Annotated in this window: 18 protein-coding genes; 12 read left to right on the forward strand and 6 right to left on the reverse strand. The window is 62.8% G+C overall.

Annotated elements, in window-relative coordinates; genetic code table 11:
- Positions 1-5: 5 nt before the first annotated feature.
- From KIP88_RS21790 to KIP88_RS21800, 3 genes are all read left to right on the forward strand, one after another.
- Complete coding sequence (locus tag KIP88_RS21790; protein ID WP_214490021.1) at positions 6-758, forward strand: SDR family NAD(P)-dependent oxidoreductase; 753 nt, start codon at positions 6-8, stop codon at positions 756-758.
- Positions 759-842: 84 nt separating this feature from the next.
- Positions 843-2,939, forward strand: coding sequence for a molybdopterin oxidoreductase family protein (locus KIP88_RS21795; RefSeq protein WP_214490023.1), 2,097 nt, complete (start codon positions 843-845; stop codon positions 2,937-2,939).
- A 218-nt stretch (positions 2,940-3,157) separates the two neighbouring features.
- Positions 3,158-4,750: an EAL domain-containing protein gene (locus KIP88_RS21800; RefSeq protein WP_214490024.1), complete on the forward strand. Its 1,593-nt coding sequence runs from the start codon at positions 3,158-3,160 to the stop codon at positions 4,748-4,750.
- A 1-nt stretch (position 4,751) separates the two neighbouring features.
- Here KIP88_RS21800 and KIP88_RS21805 read toward each other — a convergent pair whose 3' ends face one another.
- Positions 4,752-5,177 (reverse strand): CHRD domain-containing protein, encoded by a 426-nt coding sequence (locus tag KIP88_RS21805; protein WP_214490062.1) that lies wholly within the window; start codon positions 5,175-5,177, stop codon positions 4,752-4,754.
- Positions 5,178-5,383: 206 nt separating this feature from the next.
- Between KIP88_RS21805 and KIP88_RS21810 the strand changes: the two genes are divergently transcribed.
- Positions 5,384-6,166 (forward strand): enoyl-CoA hydratase/isomerase family protein, encoded by a 783-nt coding sequence (locus KIP88_RS21810; protein WP_214490026.1) that lies wholly within the window; start codon positions 5,384-5,386, stop codon positions 6,164-6,166.
- Here the strand turns inward: KIP88_RS21810 and KIP88_RS21815 are convergent, their stop codons facing one another.
- The 3 genes from KIP88_RS21815 to KIP88_RS21825 form a co-directional block, all read right to left on the reverse strand.
- A complete protein-coding gene (locus tag KIP88_RS21815) occupies positions 6,167-6,595 on the reverse strand; it encodes a heme-binding protein (protein ID WP_214490028.1) in 429 nt (142 codons plus the stop codon).
- Between the two features lie 29 nt (positions 6,596-6,624).
- Complete coding sequence (locus KIP88_RS21820) at positions 6,625-9,567, reverse strand: FAD-binding and (Fe-S)-binding domain-containing protein (RefSeq protein ID WP_214490029.1); 2,943 nt, start codon at positions 9,565-9,567, stop codon at positions 6,625-6,627.
- A gap of 98 nt (positions 9,568-9,665) precedes the next feature.
- Positions 9,666-10,397, reverse strand: coding sequence for a GntR family transcriptional regulator (locus KIP88_RS21825; RefSeq protein WP_214490031.1), 732 nt, complete (start codon positions 10,395-10,397; stop codon positions 9,666-9,668).
- A 121-nt stretch (positions 10,398-10,518) separates the two neighbouring features.
- Between KIP88_RS21825 and KIP88_RS21830 the strand changes: the two genes are divergently transcribed.
- The 3 genes from KIP88_RS21830 to KIP88_RS21840 all read left to right on the forward strand — a co-directional run bounded on the left by KIP88_RS21830 (position 10,519) and on the right by KIP88_RS21840 (position 13,882).
- A complete protein-coding gene (locus KIP88_RS21830) occupies positions 10,519-11,721 on the forward strand; it encodes an alanine--glyoxylate aminotransferase family protein (protein WP_214490032.1) in 1,203 nt (400 codons plus the stop codon).
- Between the two features lie 127 nt (positions 11,722-11,848).
- Positions 11,849-13,048, forward strand: coding sequence for an alanine--glyoxylate aminotransferase family protein (locus tag KIP88_RS21835; RefSeq protein ID WP_214490034.1), 1,200 nt, complete (start codon positions 11,849-11,851; stop codon positions 13,046-13,048).
- A 36-nt stretch (positions 13,049-13,084) separates the two neighbouring features.
- Positions 13,085-13,882: an enoyl-CoA hydratase/isomerase family protein gene (locus tag KIP88_RS21840; RefSeq protein ID WP_214490036.1), complete on the forward strand. Its 798-nt coding sequence runs from the start codon at positions 13,085-13,087 to the stop codon at positions 13,880-13,882.
- A 25-nt stretch (positions 13,883-13,907) separates the two neighbouring features.
- On the opposite strand, the gene KIP88_RS21845 is transcribed toward KIP88_RS21840, so the two are convergent.
- Complete coding sequence (locus KIP88_RS21845) at positions 13,908-14,237, reverse strand: hypothetical protein (protein WP_214490038.1); 330 nt, start codon at positions 14,235-14,237, stop codon at positions 13,908-13,910.
- Between the two features lie 700 nt (positions 14,238-14,937).
- Here KIP88_RS21845 and KIP88_RS21850 point away from each other — a divergent pair.
- A complete protein-coding gene (locus KIP88_RS21850; protein ID WP_249790937.1) occupies positions 14,938-15,915 on the forward strand; it encodes a tripartite tricarboxylate transporter substrate-binding protein in 978 nt (325 codons plus the stop codon).
- An 11-nt stretch (positions 15,916-15,926) separates the two neighbouring features.
- Here KIP88_RS21850 and KIP88_RS21855 read toward each other — a convergent pair whose 3' ends face one another.
- The gene (locus KIP88_RS21855) at positions 15,927-16,577 is read right to left on the reverse strand and encodes a class II aldolase/adducin family protein (RefSeq protein WP_214490041.1); all 651 of its coding nucleotides are present in this window, start codon (positions 16,575-16,577) and stop codon (positions 15,927-15,929) included.
- Between the two features lie 91 nt (positions 16,578-16,668).
- Between KIP88_RS21855 and KIP88_RS21860 the strand changes: the two genes are divergently transcribed.
- The 4 genes from KIP88_RS21860 to KIP88_RS21875 all read left to right on the forward strand — a co-directional run bounded on the left by KIP88_RS21860 (position 16,669) and on the right by KIP88_RS21875 (position 20,890).
- Positions 16,669-17,544, forward strand: coding sequence for an S-methyl-5'-thioadenosine phosphorylase (locus KIP88_RS21860; RefSeq protein WP_214490043.1), 876 nt, complete (start codon positions 16,669-16,671; stop codon positions 17,542-17,544).
- Entirely contained in the window at positions 17,541-18,644 is a 1,104-nt protein-coding gene (gene mtnA, locus KIP88_RS21865) for an S-methyl-5-thioribose-1-phosphate isomerase (protein ID WP_214490045.1), read from the forward strand. Before KIP88_RS21860 ends, mtnA begins: the two co-directional genes overlap by 4 nt.
- A gap of 60 nt (positions 18,645-18,704) precedes the next feature.
- Positions 18,705-19,247, forward strand: coding sequence for a tripartite tricarboxylate transporter TctB family protein (locus tag KIP88_RS21870; RefSeq protein ID WP_214490047.1), 543 nt, complete (start codon positions 18,705-18,707; stop codon positions 19,245-19,247).
- Positions 19,248-19,378: 131 nt separating this feature from the next.
- Complete coding sequence (locus KIP88_RS21875; RefSeq protein ID WP_214490048.1) at positions 19,379-20,890, forward strand: tripartite tricarboxylate transporter permease; 1,512 nt, start codon at positions 19,379-19,381, stop codon at positions 20,888-20,890.
- Positions 20,891-20,977: the final 87 nt, after the last annotated feature.

Below are 20,977 nucleotides of genomic sequence, written 5' to 3' on the forward strand. Positions count from 1 at the left end.
AGCTCATGACAAAAGAACTCGCGGGCGAAGTCGCTGTCGTCACCGGCGCGGGCCGCAATATCGGCCGCGCGATCGCCCTGACCCTGGCAGAAGGCGGCGCGTCCGTGGTGGTGAATGCGCGCAGCAATCGCACTGAGGCGGATGCCGTCGCGCGTGAGATCCAGACTGCCGGCGGCAAGGCGTTGGTCCATATCGGCGACGTTGCCGACGCCGTGGCGGTGCAGGCCATGGCGGATGCGGCCGTCAAGCAATTCGGCCGTATCGATATCCTCGTGAATAACGCGGCGCTGCGGCGCGAGAAGCCGTTCGCCGAGATGAGCTATGCGGCGTGGCGCGAAGTCCTCGACGTTACGCTCGACGGCACGTTCCTCTGCGTAAAAGCCTGCCTGCCGGCGCTGCGCAAGTCAGGTGCGGGAACGATCGTCAACATCGGTGGCCTCAGCGCGCATACGGGTGCGAAGAATCGCGCGCATGTGGTGACGGCGAAGGCGGGCATCATCGGCCTGACCCGCGCGCTGGCCCACGACCTTGCCGATGACGGCATCACCGTGAACTGCGTGGTTCCCGGCCTGATCCGCACGCCACGGCCCAAGGATAGACCGGAGCCGGCGCATCATTTGACCCATCAGACCATCACCGGCAATCGGGGCCTGCCGGAGGATGTTGCCGCAACCGTACGTTTTCTGTGCGGGCCCGGTGCGCGCTACATCAACGGGCAGGCCATCCACACCAATGGTGGCGCCTATTTGGGCGCCTGATGCATGACTAAAGGCCGTTTTTGCAGGTGCACTGCCCGACAAACCCTCTCGGCGACCGCGGCGTTTGATGTTACCTAGAAACGCATGAACCAGCATGCCAAGGTCGATATCCGCCACTCCACCTGTCCGCACGACTGTCCGTCGGCCTGTGCGCTTGACATCGAGGTGATCGACGGCCGCTCGATCGGCCGGGTCCGCGGCTCCAAGGTTCAGACCTACACGGCGGGCGTTGTCTGCGCAAAAGTCGCGCGCTACGCCGAGCGCATTCATCACCCTGACCGGCTGCTCCATCCGATGCGCCGTACCGGACCAAAGGGTTCGGGCCAGTTCGCGCGGATTTCATGGGATGATGCGCTGGACGAAATCGCCGCGCGTTTCGATCAGGCCGAGCGTGAATTCGGCGCTCAGTCTGTCTGGCCCTACTACTATGCTGGCACCATGGGGCTCGTCATGCGCGACGGTATCAATCGCCTCGCGCATGTGAAGAAGTATTCCCGTTTCTACGGCACCATCTGTGCGACCGTCGCGCGCATCGGGTTTGCCATCGGCACTGGCAAGATCGCTGGCGTCGACCCGCGCGAGATGGGGGTTTCCGATCTCGTTGTGATCTGGGGCACCAACCCGGTGAATACCCAGGTCAACGTGATGACCCACGCCTCGCGCGCCCGCAAGGAGCGCGGCGCGAAGATCGCTGCGATCGATATCTACAACAACGACACCATGAAGCAGGCCGATATCAAGATACTGCTCCGGCCGGGTACCGATGGCGCCTTCGCTTGCGGCGTCATGAACGTGTTGTTCCGCGAGGGTTACGCGGATCGCGCCTATATGGATCGCTACACCGATTGTCCTGACGAACTCGAGGCGCACCTCGCGACCCGCACACCGGAATGGGCTTCAGCGATCTCGGGCGTGCCGGTGGAAGAGATCGAGGCATTCGCGCGCGTTGTCGGCCAAACCAAACGCTCGTTCTTCCGCCTCGGCTACGGCTTTACCCGCAGCCGCAACGGCGCGGCGCAGATGCATGCAGCGCTATGCATCCCGGCGGTGACGGGAGCCTGGCAGTATGAAGGTGGCGGCGCCTTCTTCAATAATGCTTCGATCTGGAAGTTCGACGAATCCATCATCGAGGGGCATGACGCGATCGACCGCGCGACCCGCTGGCTCGATCAGTCCCAGGTCGGGCGTATCCTGACCGGCGACGCCGAAGCCTTGAAGGGTGGACCGCCGGTCAAGGCGATGCTGATCCAGAATACCAACCCGGTGACGGTGGCGCCCGAACAGGCACTCGTGCGAAAGGGCTTTGCGCGCGAAGATCTGTTCGTCGCGGTGCATGAGCAGTTCATGACCGAGACGGCCGTTATGGCCGACATCGTGCTTCCGGCCACGATGTTCATGGAGCACGACGATCTCTACTACGGCGGCGGCCACGGGCATATTTCGGTCGGCGCCAAGCTGATCGATCCACCCGGCGAGTGCCGCTCCAACCATGAGGTGCTGCAAGGCCTCGGCCGCCGCCTCAACGCCGTGCATGCCGCGTTTGAGATGACGCCGCGCGAGCTGATTGATGCGACGCTGAAGAAGAGCGGCCACGGCGATATCGAAACGCTGGAATCGGATCTGTGGCGCGACATCCAGCCGGATTTCCGCACCTCGCATTACCTCGATGGCTTCGCGCATGCGGACAAGAAATTCCACTTCAAGGCCGATTGGGCGAATCCGCCGGTCGGCAATCCGGGCCTCGGCCCCTGGGCGCAGATGCCGTCGCTGCCGGACCACTGGACCATCATCGAGGAGGCGGATGAGAAACATCCGTTCCGCCTCGCCACTTCGCCGTCACGCAGCTATCTCAATACCAGCTTCAACGAGACGCCGGGATCGCAGGCCCGCGAGGGTGCGCCGACGGTGATGATGCACCCGGAAGACGCGGCCGCCCTTTCGATCGCCGATGGCGGCGCCGTGACGCTCGGCAATACGCGAGGTGAAACCACGCTGACCGTGAAACTGTTTGACGGTGTGCGCCGCGGTGTGCTGATCGCCGAGTCCATCCATCCGAACAAGGCCCATATCGGCGGCCGCGGCATCAACATGCTGACCGGGGCCGAGGCCATTGCTCCCATCGGCGGCGCGGCATTCCATGACAACAAGGTCTGGGTGAAGAAGGCCGCGCCTGCGATCTGATCCGACGGCAGCCTGCACAAGCGAACGCGCCCGGCATAGCACGCTCGCGTACGGTCATTCGACCAGGAATACGGGCGCGTGCCTCTTTTGTTTACCTTTTGCTAACTTCAATCATCGGCTCGCTTCCAACTCACGGTAGCAGAACCCGGACGTCTTAAACTGAATCTTAGAGCCCGGGACCTACCGTCGGGTTCATTTTCATGGCTTGAGCGTGTCCGATGGCCTGGCGGCGGCCCAGTGTTACCCACGTAGCAATGCTGGCGGCAAGCGTGGGCTTATTCCTCGCTGCCGGACATTTCGCTGCGAAAGCCGTCATCGACGGGCATCAAAAGCGGCAGCTCGAAGAGTTGGCCGATGTTGCATTGCGACGCGCCGAAGTCGCCGTCAGCTTTGGAGCCGCCACGCTCGACGAACTTGCCGGCAAGGGAACGCTGAATTGTGATCCGGGAACGCTGCAAAGCGTCCGCCTTCAGGTTTATCAACGCTCAACCGTAAAGGACATACGGCTGGTCAATCGCGATGGATCGGTGATCTGTTCGGCCTACTCCGAGACGCTGGAGTTTGACAGCGGATGGGTCGACCGCGCGGACATGTTACCGTCTCAAGACGGCCGCCTGCTGCTGTTTCGGGTTGATCAATTCAGCGGTGTAGCGCTCGGCGTCCTACGCGATATCGACAAGAAGAGTTCGGTCGTAGCCATTCTGGGAATCAATTCGTACCTGTTCGACATCATGCCTGCGGAACTGCGGGCCCACAGCGAAGTATTACTGCGGTTGAATACCGGCCTGGAGGTCGTACGTTTTCCTGCGAGTCACGATGGGTCGTCCCATTCGGTCACGATCACCAATGCCTCGACCCACTATCCGCTCGAAGCAATTATTCGCGTCGACACCGGTGTATTGCAGCGGTGGAACAACGAAGCATACTGGCCGACGATGTTCATCGCGTTGGGGCTGGGAATTGCCTTTGGATTTCTTCTGACCAAGACGAGGCCCAGGCTGGAGGGGCCGATAGCCGATATCGACCAGGCTCTGGCGCGGCACGAGTTCAAGCCGTTCTTCCAGCCGACGTTTGATCTCCGCTCTGGCGAAATTGTCGGATGTGAAGTGCTGGCCCGGTGGATACGTAGCGACGGCACCATCGTTTCTCCGATCAATTTTATTCCGCTCGCCGAGTCGAGCGGACGAATTGAGCCGATGACATGGCAGATATTGTCGACGGCCCTCAGGGAAGCCGGGCCCCTTCTTCGCGAAGACAAGAATTTCAAGATGTCATTCAATGTCGCGCCTCGGCACCTGCTAAGCGAGGGGTTCATCGAGAGCCTTCGCCGCGTGGTTCTTGCTGCAAAGGTGTCTCCTCGCCAGATTGTGCTGGAAGTGACTGAGCGGAGCGAACTGCCTGATCTTGAACGAGCCGCTTCTGTGGTGAGGGAGTTGCGCGAATTCGGCTTTCGGGTCGCAATGGATGACGTTGGCGTCGGCAATAGCGGCCTGTCCCAGATGAAGGGGCTCGGCGCCAACACGATCAAGATCGACAAGTTCTTCGTCGATACCATCACGGAGGATGAGGCGGCGGCATCGATCGTCGCCATGCTGGTGCGTCTTGCGCATGATCTTCGGATGACCGTTGTTGCCGAGGGAATCGAGACATCAGAGCAAATTCAGGCCCTGATAGCCTGCGGCGTCGAGGAGGGACAAGGTTATGTCGTCTCGCCCCCTGTGCCATTTCCGAACTTCAGCGAACTCCTGCAAGCCCGCCGGTCCAGCGCTCGCGCCAAAGAGGCCGTCGGGCAGGCCGCCCTGGTCGCTTAGTCTACTGCTTCACCATTTGGCCGCGTAGCTCGCCACCGGGGTTGGCGGCGGTATGTATGTTTGCGTACCACTTGCCAGCGATCAGGTCTGCAACCTGCGCATCAGAAAGTACGGCCGTACCTTCGATCGGGCTTTGCGCACTCTTGAACGGGAGTACGATTCCGGCATTCTTGCCGGGCTCGCCTGGTCCGTGAAAGTGCGCGGCAACGGCGGGTCCGGTCAAATCGTTGAAGGTAATGGTCCACGAAAGCGCTTTGGTTTCGGTGTTGAAAGTGGCCGTCGCTTCGCCGGATGCCGGACTGTTGTTGGGTGGAACTTCGTTTGATCCCTTGAGAGCTGCCTTCAGGGTAATTGTCTCGGCGCGGGCTGCCGAAAGGCTGCCTGACACGCCGACAAGGATCAGGATCGTCGAAATGAAATAAGTCATGCTCTTCATGGCGCTCTCCGTCGGTGGTCCTGTCATCACACTAACACCCATCGGAATGGAAAATTTCAGAAAATGTTTGGGGCCTGGAGCCCCCCCGTTTGGTCGTACTACAGCGTCCGGTACCCCGGTCACCGAATTCCCGCTTGCAGTCCACCGCCATCCTGCCGCAAATGTTGCAAGGCAACAGCAGACAGGCGAGCGGGACAATGAATGATACGAGCAGCGTGATACGCGAAAAGCGCGGACAGGCGTTCTGGATTACCATCAACCGGCCGGACAAGCGCAACGCCATCAATGCCGACGTGGTCGCCGGCATCGCGCGCGGCTATCGCGACGCCCATGACGACAAGGACGTCCGCGTCATCGTGCTGACGGGCGCAGGCGACAAGGCGTTTTGCGCCGGCGCCGACCTGCAGAATAGCGGCGCCGCCTTCGCGATGGATTTTTCCCGGCCGAATGTCGACTACGCCGATCTGCTGCGGCTGTCGCAGAACGCCACCAAGCCCGCGATCGCACGCGTGGGCGGCGTCTGCATGGCCGGCGGCATGGGTCTGTTGTGCATGACCGACATGGCGGTTGCCGCCGATCATGTGATTTTCGGTTTGCCCGAAGTGAAGGTCGGCGTGTTCCCGATGCAGGTGCTGAGCCTGTTGCAGTCGATCGCGCCAAAGCGGCTGGTCAGCGAATGGTCGCTGACCGGCGAGCCGTTCGATGCGGCAACCGCGCAGGCTACCGGACTTCTGAACTACGTGGTGCCGGCGGCCGAGCTCGACGCCAAGGTCGATTGGCTGATCAGCCGCATCGTCGACAAGTCGCCGACTGCGATCCGGCGCGGCAAATACGCCATGCGCGCCATCGCATCGATGTCGTTCGACGAGAGCATCGCCTATACCGAAAGCCAGATCGCGTTGCTGGCGATGACGGAAGACGCCAAGGAAGGCCTCAAGGCCTTCGGCGAGAAGCGCAAACCGTCATGGCCGGGACGGTGACTAGCCCGTGCTTGCCTTCAGTCCGGCGGCCTCGATGCCCGCGACAGCGCAGGCTTCGTCATTGTCCGACGTGTCGCCGCTGACGCCGACGGCGCCGAGCAAACCGCCGTCACCCTGGATCAGCACGCCGCCGGGCACCGGCACCAAACGTCCCTGCGCCAGCGCATTCACCGCGCCGACGAAATAGGCCTGTTCCTGGGCGCGCTGGAACAGCGCCCGCGACCCCATGCCCATCGCAAGCGCGCCATAAGCCTTGCCGTGTGCGATTTCGGCCCGCATCAGGCTGGTGCCATCCTGCGCCGCCGTGACCTTCACACAGCCGCGGGCATCCAGAATGGTGATGACCAGCGGCTTCAGTTTCATCTCGACGCCTTTCGCCAGGGCGGCATCGAGAATCTTGCTAGCGATGTCGAGGGTGAGTTCAGCCATAGATCAGTTCCTTTTGCGATTGAGCGGGATTAATGGTTGGGCCGCGCGTTGTCGAGGCTCATCGCAAGCACCCGGGCGACGTGCAGTGCGGCACGGTCCGTGCCATCCTTGATCTGGTGCCGGCACGAGGTGCCGTCGGCAACGATCAGCGTGGCCGCGTCGGCGCGGCGTACCGCCGGCAGCAGCGATAGCTCGGCCATCTCCATCGAGGCCTGATAGGTGTCGGCGCCGTAGCCGAACGCGCCGGCCATGCCGCAGCAACTGGATTCGATGGTTTCGACACTGAGATCGGGAACGAGGCGAAGTATTTTTTCGACCGGCTTGAATGCGCCGAATGACTTTTGATGGCAGTGGCCGTGAACCAGCGCTTTTGCCTGGACCGCACCGAGTGACAGCTTGAGGCGGCCGGCCTCCGCCTCGCGAACAAGGAACTCCTCGAACAGCAATGCGTGTGCACTGACGCTCCTGGCATCATTGTCCGAGCGGAGCGAGAGCAGTTCGTCACGAAGCGTCAGCAGGCAGCTCGGCTCCAATCCCACGATTGGTACGCCGCGCGCGGCGAACGGCGCGTAGGTCGTGACGAGCCTGTCCAGTTCGCTGCGCGCCTGTTCGACCAGACCGGCCGAGAGAAATGTCCGCCCGCAACACAGCGGACGGGCGCGGTCGACAGGTTTTGGAATATGCACGCGATATCCGCCTTCAACCAAAACACGCAAGGCGGCGTCGAGATTCTCGCGCTCGTAGGCGCGGTTGAACGTATCGGCGAACAGCACAACCTCAAGGCCACCGGCGGGGCCGAAGACCTCAGCATCGGCCTTGAACACGTCGCGACGGAACGCGGGCAGGGCGCGCTTGGCGCTGATGCCGGCCAGTTTCTCGAACAGCGTGCGCAGCAACGGACTGCTGTTGCGCCAGTTGGCGAGCGGGGCGAAGCGGGACGCCAGATCCGCGTAACGCGGCAGATAGCCGACCAGCCGGTCGCGCAGCGAAAGGCCGTGTTTCTCCGCACGCGCAGCCAGCACCTCAATCTTCATCTTGGCCATGTCGACGCCAGTCGGACATTCATGGCGGCAGGCCTTGCAGGAGACGCAGAGTTTGAACGTGTCCATCATTTCATCTGAAGCCAGCGCGTCAGGACCCAACTGGCCCGAGATCGCCAGCCGCAGCGTGTTGGCGCGGCCTCGCGTAACGTCCTTCTCGTTGCGGGTCGCGCGGTAGGACGGGCACATCACGCCGCCCTCGAGTTTTCGGCAGGCGCCGTTGTTGTTGCACATCTCGACCGCGCCCTGAAAGCCGCCGCCGGCGCCGGGATAGGCCGACCAGTCGAGCGCGGTCTTGAGTTCTGCGACGCGATAGTCCGGCCGATAACGAAACAGCGAACGATCGTCCATTTTTGGTGGGTCGACGATCTTGCCGGGATTGAGCAGATTGTTCGGATCGAAACGCGCCTTGACCTCGCGGAAATCGGCAACGATGCGGGAGCCGAACATCGCTTCGTGAAATTCGGAGCGAACCAGCCCGTCGCCATGCTCGCCGGAGTGCGAGCCCTTGTACTCGCGCACCATCTCGAACGTCTCTTCGGCGATGGCCCGCATCGCCTTGACGTCCTTATCGAGCTTCAAATTGAGCACAGGGCGAACATGCAGGCAGCCCTCGGAGGCGTGCGCATACATCGTGCCGCGCGTGCCGTGCCTGGCGAAGATGGCGTTGAGCCGCTCGGTATAGTCGGCGAGGTGCGGCAGCGGCACGGCGCAATCCTCGACAAAGGAGACCGGCTTGCCCTCCTGCTTCATCGACATCATCACGTTAAGGCCGGAGGTGCGGAAATCCGCGATTGCCGCCTGCGTCACAGGTTCGATGACGTCAACCACACCGCCCCATTTGCGCTGCGGATGGTTCCAGCCGAAACCGAGGTCTGACATCAATTCGGAAAGCTGCTTCAGCTTTTGCAGATTGTCGGACTGATCCTCTTCCGCAAATTCGACGATCAGCAGCGCATCCGGATCGCCGCGCACGGTCGCCTCGATCACGGGCTTGAACATCGCGATGTCCCGGCCGAGCGCGATCATGGTGCGGTCGACCAGCTCGACCGCGATCGGCCGCAGCTTCACCAGATGCTGCGCCGCGTCCATCGCCTCATAGAAGCTGCCGAAATGGCAGACACCCAATACCTTGTTGCGGATGACCGGCCACAGCTTGAGTTCGACCTGCGTCGTGAACGCCAGCGTGCCTTCGGAGCCGACCAGCAGATGCGCCATGTTGTTCGGTGCATTGCGCGGTACCAGCGCATCGAGATTGTAGCCGCCAACGCGGCGCTGCACCTTTGGAAATCGCTCGGATATCTCGGCGGCCTCGCGCTCGCCGAGATCGAGCATATCGCGAAACAGTTCGAGCCCAGTCTGGGGCGAATTCACCCGCGCCAGATCCCGCGGCACCTCGCCGAAATGGACGAGCGTGCCGTCGGCCAGCGCTGCATCCATCGACAGCGTGTTGTCGCGCATGGTGCCGTAGCGCAGCGAACGGCCGCCGCAGGAATTGTTGCCGGCCATGCCGCCGATGGTGGCGCGCGAAGCGGTCGAGACGTCGACCGGAAACCACAGCCCGTGCTTTTTGAGCTGGCGGTTGAGATCGTCGAGCACGATGCCGGGCTCGACCACGCAAATGCGGTTTTCGACGTCGAGCGAAAGCACCCGGTTCAGGTGCTTGGAAAAGTCGACGACAATTCCCTCGTTGACGGTCTGGCCGCACTGCGAGGTGCCGCCGCCGCGCGGGGTGACGACCAGGTCCTCGTCCCGGCAAATGGCGAGCGCCTTGAGGGCCTCGTCCATGCTGCGGGGCACCACGACGCCCGCCGGCATGATCTGGTAGAACGAGGCATCGGTGGCATAGCGGCCGCGGTTGAAGGCATCGAAAAACACGTCGCCGGTCAGATTTGACCGCAGGCGTCGTTGGAGCGTCGAGGCGTTTTTCATCCCAAATCCAAAGCGATCCTGGAGGGCTGTTGTAACCCCTCAATGGGATTATGCACTTTTTCTAAGATGAACAACATTATGAATTCATAACAGGCCAGCTAGCTGCCCGCAACCGTGGCCGTGGTGGCGCCCCGTGCCGCGGCCAGATGTTCAATGGCTGCGGTTCGCTTGTTGCGCAAGTGCTGGAACAGGGTGTCGCTCAGTTCGCTTCCGGCGCGACGGCGCAGCGCATCCAGGATCGCTTCGTGCTCGCGCATGGCCTCGCCCCAGCGCTGCCGTTTGCGCGCGAAATTGGCGGAATAGCGGACGCGGCGGATCCGGCCGGCAAAACTGTCGTAGGCCGCGCGCAGGGTTTCGTTGCGCGCGGCGGCGACGATGCTCTCGTGGATGCGTTGGTTGACCTGAAAATAGCCGTGCATGTCGCTATTGAGGTAATGGCCGTACATCTCATAGTGCAGCCGCTCGATCGCGGCGATTTCCTCGTCCGTGATGGCCTCGCAAGCAAGGCGTCCGGCGAGGCTTTCCAGGCCGGCCATGACGTCGAAAAGCTCCTCCAGATCCCGCTCGCTAAGCTCGCGCACGCGTGCGCCGCGGTTTGGCAGGAGTTCGATCAAGCCTTCCGCAGCCAGAACCTTGAGCGCCTCACGCAGCGGCGTCCTGGAGATTCCAAGCATCGCGCAGAGCTGCCGTTCGGGAACGCGTGCACCCTCTGGAATGTTGCCTTCGACCACGTAATCACGAAGCCGCAGCAGGATTTCGCCGTGCAGCGAGGCCTCCTGGCGGTCGGGCTGGGTGATCGGCATCCCGCTTTCGGGAATCGTGGATTTCATTTGCATAACGGTAGTTTGCGGAATCTACGGCGTCGACGGTCTAAATAGAATACCAAAATTAGGTTGATAAGACAAAAAATGAATGCAAAATGAGTCTCGATGCGCTTTTTGGGAGGTTGTCATGCGGCAAGGACGGCATTTTCTGCAGATTCCAGGGCCGAGCCCGGTCCCGGACCGGGTTCTTCGCGCGATGGACATGCCCGTGATCGATCACCGCAGCGCCCAGTTCGCCGAACTTGGCCGGGCGGTGCTGGAGGGTAGCCAGAGGATTTTCCAGACCGCTGGACCGGTCGTGATCTTCCCGTCATCGGGCACCGGCGCCTGGGAAGCTGCGATCGTCAACACCCTGTCGCCGGGCGACAAGGTGTTGATGGTGGAGACCGGTCACTTCGCCACCCTGTGGCGCCAGATGGCCGCGCGCTGGGGAATTGACGTCGACTTCTTGCCCGGCGACTGGCGCCGCGGCGCAGACCCGGCGGCCATCGAAGAAAGGCTGGCGCGTGACACATCGCATGCGCTCAAGGCGGTGATGGTCGTTCATAACGAGACGTCGACCGGCGCCACCAGCCGGATCGGCGAAATCCGCGCGGCGATGGATCGGGTCGGTCATCCGGCCTTGCTCATGGTCGACACCATCTCCTCGCTCGGGTCGGTCGACTACCGGCACGACGAATGGAAGGTCGATGTCAGCGTCAGCTGCTCACAGAAGGGATTCATGCTGCCGCCCGGTCTGGGCTTCAACGCGATCTCGGACAAGGCCCGTGCTGCTGCCAAGACCAACAGAATGCCGCGGTCGTATTGGGATTGGGAGGAAATGCTAAAGCCGAATGTGAATGGCTTCTTTCCCTATACCCCCGCGACCAATTTGCTTTATGGCCTGCGCGAGGCCATCGCGATGCTGCTTGAGGAGGGGCTCGACAACGTCTTCGCGCGCCATCAGCGGCTCGCTGCCGCGACGCGCGCCGCCGTCAATCACTGGGGTCTCGAGGTGCTCTGCCAGGAGCCGAAGGACTTTTCCCCTGTTCTCACCGCCGTGCTGATGCCGCCGGGGCATGACGCCGACCAGTTCCGCAAGGTGGTGCTCGACAACTACAACATGTCGCTCGGCTCCGGATTGTCGAAGGTGGCCGGCAAGGTGTTCCGCATCGGTCATCTCGGCGAGTGCAACGAGCTGACCTTGCTTGCAGCTCTGACGGGCGTGGAGATGGGGCTGTCGGTCGCCGGCATTCCGTACCGGGCCGGCGGCGTCGATGCTGCGATGAAATATCTGGAGCAGCGCCCGCAAGGCAATTCCCCGGCGCATCTCAAGGTAGTCGGCAGCTAGCTCTGCCTGCTGGGGCGTCGCTTCAGCCCTGGTCCTTATGCATTGACGTGCCGCGTCCGGCGGGCGACAAGCCCGCCAAATGGTGATATTCGAGCGGCTCGAAACGCCCAGACCGGGAAGGACGCCCATGACTGTGCATACTGGACGGCATTTTCTGCAGATTCCGGGACCGACCAACGTGCCGGACCGGGTGCTGCGCGCCATGGATATGCCGACCATGGACCATCGGGGTCCGGAATTTGCCGAGGTCGGATACGCCGCGCTGGCGGCCATGCAGCGGGTGTTTCGCACCAAGCAGCCGGTGATCATCTATCCGTCGTCCGGCACCGGCGCCTGGGAGGCAGCCCTCGTCAATACGCTGCAGCCTGGCGACAAGGTGCTGATGGCGGAGACCGGGCAGTTCGCCGTGCTGTGGCGCGGTATCGCCGAGAAGTTCAAGCTCGAAGTCGATTTCCTGCCCGGCGACTGGCGTCACGGCGCCGACCTCGAGCAGATCGAGGCGCGGCTGTCGGCCGACAAGGCGCACAAGATCAAGGCCGTGTGTGTCGTTCACAACGAGACCTCGACCGGCTGCGTCACCCATCCGCAGGACGTCCGCAAAATTCTCGACCGCGTCAATCACCCCGCGCTGCTGATGGTCGACACCATCTCTGGTTTGGGATCGCTGGCGTATGAGCACGATGCCTGGGGCATCGATGTGTCGGTCGCCGGGTCGCAGAAGGGCCTGATGCTGCCGCCGGGTCTCGGCTTCAACGCCGTATCGGAAAAGGCGCTCGCGGTGGCGAAGGCCAATCCCGCGATGCGGTCCTATTGGGACTGGCAGGAAGTCATCGCCATCAACAAGGCCGGCACCTGGCCCTACACACCGGCAACGAACCTGCTGTTCGGATTGCGCGAGGCGGTCAAGATGCTCGAGGAAGAGGGCCTGGAGAACGTCTTCGCCCGGCACAAGCGCCACAGCGCTGCGACGCGCGCGGCGATCAAGGTGTGGGGCCTGGAAACGCAATGCCAGGAGCAGGGCGCGCACTCGCCTGCGCTGACTGGCGTCGTCGTGCCGGAAGGCCATGACGCCGATAATTTCCGCAAGGTCGTGCTGGAGAATTTCGACATGTCGCTCGGCACCGGCCTGAACAAGATCAAGGGCAAGGTGTTCCGGATCGGTCACATCGGACACTTCAACGACCTGATGCTGATGGGTACGCTGTCGGGCGTCGAGATGGGTCTCGATCTCGCCAAGGTGCCGCATCGCGGCGGTGGCGTACTGGCGGCGATGGAAGTGCTCAAGGGACGCGACGTCGTCGCGATGCCGAAGGCTGCCGTCGCCTGAGATCGTTTGACCGAAACAAAAACAGAGAGAGCTGCGATGAACGCTCCGGTAGCTGCGACCGAAGACCTGATCTATTCCGTCGAGGACGGCATCGCCCGGCTGACGTTCAACCGTCCGCAGGCGCGCAACGCGCTGACCTTTGCCATGTACGAGCAAATGGCTGTTATCTGCGAGACCATCAACAATGATCGTTCGATCAAGGCGATGATCCTGACCGGCGCCGGCGACAAGGCGTTTGCATCGGGCACCGACATTTCGCAGTTCCGGGCCTTCAAGACCGCTCAGGATGCGCTCGATTATGAAGCGCGGATCGATCGCGTGCTCGGCGCGCTGGAGGCGTGTCGGGTGCCGACGATCGCGGCGATTGCCGGCGCCTGCACCGGTGGTGGTGCGGGAATCGCGGCGTGCTGCGACATTCGCATCGGCACCGAGACGACGCGAATGGGATTTCCGATCGCGCGCACGCTCGGCAACTGCCTGTCGATGTCCAATATTTCCAGGCTGGTTTCGCTGGTCGGCCCGGCGCGGACCAAGGACCTGATCTTCAAGGCGAGACTGATCGAGGCGCCGGAAGCGCTGGCGCTCGGGCTGCTCAACGAAGTGGTGCCTGATGTCGCGACGCTGCAGCGCCGCGCCGACGAGACTGCGAAGCTCGTTGCCAGCCATGCGCCGATCACGCTCGAAGTCACCAAGGAAGCGGTGCGCCGCATCCGGCGGACGCTGACGCGCGACGAGGGCGAGGACCTGATCCTGCGCGCCTATATGAGCGAGGATTTCCGCGAGGGAATGGACGCCTTTCTCAACAAGCGCACGCCGAACTGGAAGGGCAAGTAGGGCACCAAGCGGTCAGAACCGTCCACTATGGCTTGGCAGCCTTTTTTGCCAGTTCCATGCCCAGATCGAGAGCCGCGATACCTATCCTGTCCGAAGGTGTGGCTCGGCAGCGGTGATCCATCCACGCGATGATCGCGTCGAAGTCGCCGCCGCCAACCATGTCCCGCTCGCCGCTGATGTTCAGGCCGCTGATGAATCCAACCAGCCAGGATTCAAAGCTTCCTTTGACGACCGCATTCTTCTTGCGGTTGGTCCACGCCGTGCAGGTTTGAGAGCCCGCGCCGATGATTGAGGACCCGGCGTCCGCGACGGTGGCAAGGCAAGCCAGCGCCAAACCAATCGCGAACGCGTTCATGCTTTCCCGCCGGCGCGTCATTCGTCCGATCACAGCATAGTGGGATGGCTACGGCTTTTTGAGGCAAAGACCGATGGCCGGGCCGCTGCCGCACTTGGCGCCGTCGGATGCACCGCCAGACGGACAGAACACCGACACCAGGTTTTCATTTGCATCGCAGCTGACTTCGCCGCTGGCCTGAACCGACCTGATGGCAGCGGCTGCCGGTCCGGGATCGCCTTTAGCGCCGGGCGCACCTTGCGGTCCCTGTGGTCCTTGGGGACCCTGTGGCCCTTGAGCGCCCTGTTGCCCTTGAGCGCCGGGCACGCCTTGCAGGCCCTGCGCGCCCTGCGGCCCGGCTGGTCCTTGCGCGCCGGCATCCCCTTTCGGTCCTGGATCCCGTCCGCACCCCGCGAGGGTCAGCGCCGTGCCCATTAGGACAGCCATCAAAATCCTTCTCATTCAGCTCCTCCTCCTGATTTTCCTTATAACGTGCATTAAATGAGCCCGCTCACAGCGATGCAACGGAAAAGCGGCGAGATTGAATCGCCTGCAGGCAGCTTCGGTCCTGGTGGAAGGATCTGCGCCTTATGCGAAAGTCATAGGCGGTACATTGCGCTGCAGCTTGAACTCGCGCCGGTTCGCTCGCAAGATGTAGCGACCAGGCAAGTCTGATTTTACAAAGTCTTACAAATACATAGGGATGAAACTCGTGGGACAGATGCTGAAAGCCGCGGCCGCCTTGACGGCCATGATCGCAAGCACCCCGGCGCTTGCCGCCTGGGAGCCAACCAAACCGGTTGAAATCGTGGTCGCAGCCGGCGCGGGCGGTGCCTCCGACCAGATGGCGCGGATGATGCAGGCCGCCATCCAGAAGAACAACCTGATGAAGCAGCCGATGGTTGTATCGCTCAAGGGCGGGGCGTCGGGCGCCGAGGCGCTGATGTACATGAAGTCCAGCGACGGCGACGCCAACAAGGTCCTGATCGCCTATTCCCTGATCTACATGCTGCCGCTGTCGGCCAAGATCCCCTTCAACTGGCGTGACCTGACGCCGGTGTCGGTCGTTGCGATGGATCAATTCGTGCTGTGGGACAATGCCGACGGACCGAAGACGGTGAAGGACTTCATCGCGGCCGCCAAGGCGGCAGGCTCGCCATTCAAGATGGGCGGCACCGGCTCCAAGCGCGAGGATCACGTGCTGACCGTGTTCATGGAGCAGAAGACCGGCGCGAAATTCTCCTATCTGCCGTACAAGTCCGGCGGCGAGGCGGCGACGCAACTGGTCGGCAAGCACACCGACTCCAATGTCAACAATCCATCCGAAAACCTGGAAGTCTGGCGCGCCGGTCAGGTCCGCGCGCTCTGCGTGTTCGACAAGGAGCGTATCTCCTACAAGACCAAGGTCACCGAAACGCAATCCTGGAACGACATCCCGACCTGCAAGGAGGAAGGGCTCGACGTGCAGTATCTGATGCTGCGCGCGATGTTCCTGCCCGGCAAGGTCACGCCGGAGCAGCAGGCGTTCTATGTCGACCTGTTCCAGAAGGTGACGCAGACGACGGAGTACAAGGACTATATGGAGAAGCAGGCGCTCAAGCCGATCTTCCTCACCGGCAAGGACATGCTGAAGTTCCTCGAGGAGGACGACAAGCTCAACGCCTCGCTGATGAACGAAGCGGGCTTCGTCGCGAAGTAGGCCGATCGCTTCTATTTGTCGGCAGGACCGTACCCTGCGATCCTGCCGAGAACGTTTTCGATCTCCGCCTTTGGCAGCAGGCGCGGTGTCCCGATCTGCAGGCAGCCGTGATATTGCCGGGCCAGCGTTTCGACTTCGACGGCAAGCCACATCGCTTTCGAAAGCGATGCGCCGACCGCAATCATGCCATGGTGTTCCAGCAGGCACGCCAGCCTGCCTTCCAGCGCGCGCACGGCGTGCTCCGAAAGCTCCTGCGTGCCGAAGGTCGCGTACGGCGCGACGCGGATGGTGTCGCCGCCGGCACACGCGATCATGTAATGGATCGGAGGAATTTCGAGATTCATGATGGCGAGGATCGTCGAATAAGTCGGGTGGGCATGGACCACCGCATTGATTTCGGGCCGGGCCTTGAGGATGTCGAGGTGAAATCGCCACTCGCTCGACGGCCGCTGGGCAGGATCGTGCGAGCCATCCAGGCCCATGAACACGATCTGCTCGGGCTTCATCGCCTCGTAGGGCGTGCTGGTCGGGGTGATCAGCATGCCATCGCCATGGCGTAGACTGATATTGCCCGATGTGCCCTGGTTGATGCCGAGCGCATTCATGCTGCGGCAGGCATCGATGATCGACTGGCGCTTTTCCCTGTCCTTCGTGGTCGGCATTTTGAGACCTCTTGCAACCGCGCGACAATGCTTGATTATTGCGCCGCAGTATAGTCGAACATCTTGAGTGAAATCCTGACTGGGAGAAGTCATGACGCGTGCCGTGCTTGGCATCATCGGCGGATCCGGCATCTACGACCTGCCGGGGCTGGAGGATGTCCGCGAGGAGACCATCAAGAGCCCTTGGGGCGAGCCGTCCGCAGCCCTGACGCGCGGCGTCATCGGAGGCTTGCCGATCGCGTTCCTGCCGCGGCACGGCAAGGGGCATGTGCTGTCGCCCTCCGACATCAACTACCGCGCCAATATCGATGTGCTGAAGCGGGCGGGGGTCACCGACCTGGTTTCGCTCTCGGCCTGCGGCTCGTTCCGGGAGGAACTGCCGCCCGGCACCTTTGTGCTGGTCGATCAGTTCGTCGACCGCACCTACCGGCGCGAGACTTCGTTCTTCGGCAGGGGCTGCGTGGCCCACGTCTCGATGGCGCATCCGGTTTCGCCGCGGCTGCATGTGCATCTGGCGGCCGCCGCCAAGGCCGAAGGCATCGCGGCGGTGCAGGGCGGTACCTATGTGTGCATGGAAGGCCCGCAGTTCTCCAGCCTCGCCGAGAGCCTGACCTACAAGGCGCAGGGCTATTCGGTGATCGGCATGACCAACATGCCCGAGGCAAAACTCGCCCGCGAGGCCGAGATCTGTTACGCCAGCGTGGCCATGGTCACGGATTTCGATTGCTGGCATCCCGATCACGACGCTGTCACCGTGCAGGACATCATTCGCGTGCTGAACTCGAATGCCGGCAAGGCCAAGGCGCTCGTTGCACGTCTCGCCAGCGATTTTCCGCGCGAGCATGAGCCGTGCCCTGTTGGATCGGACAAGGCGCTGGATACGGCCCTGATCACCGCGCCGGAAGCGCGCGATCCCAAGTTGCTCGCCAAGCTCGATGCGGTGGCGGGCAGGGTGCTGAGATCATGAAAGTTGACGGCCGGCATTTCCGCAGCATCTGGCTCGAGGAGGACGGCTGGACGATCGGTGCGATCGATCAGCGCCGGCTGCCGCATGAATTCGTGGTGGCGCGCATCGCAACCGCCGAGGACGCGACCGAGGCCATCCGTTCCATGCTGGTGCGCGGCGCGCCGCTGATCGGCGCCACGGCTGCTTACGGCATGGCGCTCGCCATGCGAACTGAGGCTTCCGATGCGGCACTCGACCGCGCCTATGCCATGCTGCTGGCGGCGCGGCCGACCGCGATCAACCTGAAATGGGCGCTCGACGAGATGCAGCGATTGCTCCGGCCGTTGCCGGCGTCGGAACGAACAGCGGCGGCCTATAAGCGTGCGGTCGAAATCGCCGAGGAGGACGTTGCGATCAACCAGGGGATCGGCCGGCATGGTCTGGCGTTGATCGAACAGATCGCGGCGAGGAAGGGGCCGGGCGAGCCCGTCAACGTCCTGACGCATTGCAACGCCGGCTGGCTCGCCACAGTCGACTGGGGCACGGCGACGGCGCCGATCTATCTCGCGCATGACCGCGGCCTGAAGGTTCATGTCTGGGTCGACGAGACCCGGCCGCGCAATCAGGGCGCTTCGCTCACCGCCTGGGAACTCGGCCACCACGGCGTGCCGCACACGGTGATCCCGGATAACACCGGCGGCCATCTGATGCAGCACCGCATGGTCGATCTCGCGATCGTCGGCACCGACCGTGTGGCCGCCAATGGCGACGTCTGCAACAAGATCGGGACCTATCTGAAGGCGCTCGCCGCTCATGACAACGGCGTGCCGTTCTATGTTGCACTGCCGTCGCCGACCATCGACTTTAGTATCGATGACGGCATCAGGCAGATTCCAATCGAGCAGCGCGGCGCCGACGAAGTGGCGAACATGACCGGCCGCACTGCCGACGGGCGCGTCGAGACCGTGCGTGTGGTTCCCGAGGGCTCGCCTGTGGCCAACTACGCGTTCGACGTCACGCCGGCGCGGCTGGTGACGGGCTTGATCACCGAGCGCGGCCTGCTTCGTCCCGAGCGTGCTGCACTTGCGAGCGCATTCCCGGAGCGCAGCGGCGGACATTGACGCCGGCGACATCGGCACGTATCCCCGTTCAGGTCTGTCGTACCGGGGGTCACCGTCTCCATGTCCAATACCGACATCGAAATCGTCGTAGAGGATCCGACCGCGCCCGAGGCTAACTCGCCTGCGGTGACAAGCGTTCGCGCGGTCGACGTCGTCGTCTGCCTCCTGCTGCTCGCGCTTGCGCTGACGCTCGGGTACGACAACTGGCGGACGGGAGCCGGCTGGGAATCGACCGGCCCGCAGTCCGGGTACTTTCCGTTCTATCTCTCGGTCATCCTCGCCGGCGCCAGCCTCTATGGCCTGGTCGCCGCGTTCCTCTCGCGGAAGGAGGCTGCTGAAACCTTCGTGACGCGGGCGCAGCTTCGCCGCGTGATGGCGGTGTTCGTGCCGACGGTGCTGTTCTGCCTCGCCATGCAGTTCCTCGGGCTCTATGTCGCGAGCTTCCTCCTGATCTCCGGTTTCATGCGCATGGTCGGCAAGATCGCGCTGTGGAAATCGTTGCTCACCGCCTTCGTGTTCACCGCCGTGATGTTCGTGACCTTCGACGTTGCCTTCGACGTCATTATGCCAAAGGGCCCGCTCGAAGCGGCGCTCGGCCGCTGACCGGTTTGGCATGACTCCTTCCGTCATTGCGAGCGAAGCGAAGCAATCCATTCTTGCTTTGCTGCGCCATGGATTGCTTCGCTTCGCTCGCAATGACGAACTGCTTGGGAATAACTGATGGAAGCCTTGTAATGGAAGCATTGGGCCTCTTGATGCACGGCTTCGCCGTGCTGCTGACCTGGAAGACGCTGCTGCTGATGATGCTCGGGCTGGTGCTCGGCATTTTCGTCGGTGTGCTGCCGGGCCTCGGCGGTCCCAACGGCGTGGCGATCCTGCTGCCGCTGACCTTCACGATGGACCCGACCTCGGCGATCGTGATGCTGTCCTGCATCTACTGGGGCGCGCTGTTCGGCGGCGCCATCACTTCGATCCTGTTCAACATCCCCGGCGAAGCCTGGTCGGTCGCGACCACCTTCGACGGCTATCCGATGGCGCAGCAGGGCAGGGCGGCGGAAGCGCTGACCGCGGCGTTCACCTCGTCCTTCATCGGCTCGCTGGTCGCGGTGATGCTGATCACCTTCCTGGCGCCGATGATCTCCTCCTTCGCGCTGAAATTCGGTCCGCCGGAATTCTTCGCGGTGTACCTCCTGACCTTCTGCTCGTTCGTCGGGCTCGGCCGCGAAGCCAAGCACAAGACGGTTATTTCGATGTCGCTCGGCCTGCTGCTCGCCGGCATCGGCATGGACACGGTGTCCGGCCAGTTGCGCATGACCTTCGGCTCGGCGGAGCTTCTGCGCGGCGTCAACTTCCTGGTCGCCGTGATCGGCTTGTTCGGCATCAGCGAGATCCTGCTCACCATGGAGGAGCGGCTCGCGCTGCGCGGCCACGCCGCCGGCATTTCCTTGCGCGTGGTGTTGTCGGTCTGGAAGGACCTGCCGAAATACTGGGTGACGCTGTTCCGCTCCTCGTTCATCGGCTGCTGGCTCGGCATAACACCGGGCGGCGCGATCGCCGCGTCCTTCATGGGCTACAATCTCGCAAAGCGCTTCTCCAAGGACCAGGACAGCTTTGGCAAGGGCCGCATCGAGGGTGTGTTCGCGCCGGAGACGGCGGCGCACGCTTCCGGCACCGCCGCACTGCTGCCGATGCTGGCGCTCGGCATTCCCGGCTCCGGCACCGCCGCGATCCTGCTCGGCGGCTTGATGGTGTGGGGGCTCAACCCCGGGCCGCTGCTGTTCGTCGAGCATAAGGATTTCGTCTGGGGCCTGATTGCATCGATGTATCTCGGCAACGTCGTCGGTCTCGTGCTGGTGCTGACGACGGTGCCGATCTTCGCCTCGATCCTGCGGGTGCCGTTTGCGGCCGTGGCGCCGATGATCGTGGTGTCGTGCGCGATCGGCGCCTATGCGATCCAGAATGCGATGTTCGACATCTGGCTGATGCTGGGTTTTGGCGTGGTCGGTTACGTCTTCAAGAAGATCGGCATTCCCTTGGCGCCGTTCACGCTGGCACTCGTGCTCGGCAACCGCGCCGAGGACGCGTTCCGCCTGTCGATGATCGGTGCGGGCGGTGATCTCAAGGTGTTCTGGTCGAACGGGCTGGTCGGCTCGATCACCACGCTCGCAATCGTGTTGTTGTTCTGGCCCGTCATCGACAAGGCGTTCAGCGGTATCACGCGCATGCTGCGGCCGGCGAAGGCGTAAGAAGTCGTTCGACGTAAGACAACTTGTCGTCCCCCGCGAAGGCGGGGGATCCAGTACGCCGCGGCCTTTCAGCGTCATTGCGAGCGA

It is taken from the genome of Bradyrhizobium sp. SRL28 (assembly GCF_018596315.1).
Classification (GTDB): Bacteria; Pseudomonadota; Alphaproteobacteria; order Rhizobiales; family Xanthobacteraceae; genus Bradyrhizobium.

Excerpts from the sequence above, each read along its gene's own strand:
- KIP88_RS21855 (WP_214490041.1), bottom strand. The coding sequence starts at position 16,577 with ATGCCGACCACGAAGGACAGGGAAAAGCGCCAGTCGATCATCGATGCC.
- KIP88_RS21795 (WP_214490023.1), top strand. The coding sequence starts at position 843 with ATGAACCAGCATGCCAAGGTCGATATCCGCCACTCCACCTGTCCGCAC.
- KIP88_RS21790 (WP_214490021.1), top strand. The coding sequence starts at position 6 with ATGACAAAAGAACTCGCGGGCGAAGTCGCTGTCGTCACCGGCGCGGGC.
- KIP88_RS21820 (WP_214490029.1), bottom strand. The coding sequence starts at position 9,567 with ATGAAAAACGCCTCGACGCTCCAACGACGCCTGCGGTCAAATCTGACC.
- KIP88_RS21850 (WP_249790937.1), top strand. The coding sequence starts at position 14,938 with ATGCTGAAAGCCGCGGCCGCCTTGACGGCCATGATCGCAAGCACCCCG.
- KIP88_RS21815 (WP_214490028.1), bottom strand. The coding sequence starts at position 6,595 with ATGGCTGAACTCACCCTCGACATCGCTAGCAAGATTCTCGATGCCGCC.
- KIP88_RS21870 (WP_214490047.1), top strand. The coding sequence starts at position 18,705 with ATGTCCAATACCGACATCGAAATCGTCGTAGAGGATCCGACCGCGCCC.
- KIP88_RS21875 (WP_214490048.1), top strand. The coding sequence starts at position 19,379 with ATGGAAGCATTGGGCCTCTTGATGCACGGCTTCGCCGTGCTGCTGACC.
- KIP88_RS21845 (WP_214490038.1), bottom strand. The coding sequence starts at position 14,237 with ATGAACGCGTTCGCGATTGGTTTGGCGCTGGCTTGCCTTGCCACCGTC.
- KIP88_RS21800 (WP_214490024.1), top strand. The coding sequence starts at position 3,158 with ATGGCCTGGCGGCGGCCCAGTGTTACCCACGTAGCAATGCTGGCGGCA.
- mtnA (WP_214490045.1), top strand. The coding sequence starts at position 17,541 with ATGAAAGTTGACGGCCGGCATTTCCGCAGCATCTGGCTCGAGGAGGAC.
- KIP88_RS21840 (WP_214490036.1), top strand. The coding sequence starts at position 13,085 with ATGAACGCTCCGGTAGCTGCGACCGAAGACCTGATCTATTCCGTCGAG.
- KIP88_RS21830 (WP_214490032.1), top strand. The coding sequence starts at position 10,519 with ATGCGGCAAGGACGGCATTTTCTGCAGATTCCAGGGCCGAGCCCGGTC.
- KIP88_RS21805 (WP_214490062.1), bottom strand. The coding sequence starts at position 5,177 with ATGACTTATTTCATTTCGACGATCCTGATCCTTGTCGGCGTGTCAGGC.
- KIP88_RS21860 (WP_214490043.1), top strand. The coding sequence starts at position 16,669 with ATGACGCGTGCCGTGCTTGGCATCATCGGCGGATCCGGCATCTACGAC.
- KIP88_RS21835 (WP_214490034.1), top strand. The coding sequence starts at position 11,849 with ATGACTGTGCATACTGGACGGCATTTTCTGCAGATTCCGGGACCGACC.
- KIP88_RS21825 (WP_214490031.1), bottom strand. The coding sequence starts at position 10,397 with ATGAAATCCACGATTCCCGAAAGCGGGATGCCGATCACCCAGCCCGAC.
- KIP88_RS21810 (WP_214490026.1), top strand. The coding sequence starts at position 5,384 with ATGAATGATACGAGCAGCGTGATACGCGAAAAGCGCGGACAGGCGTTC.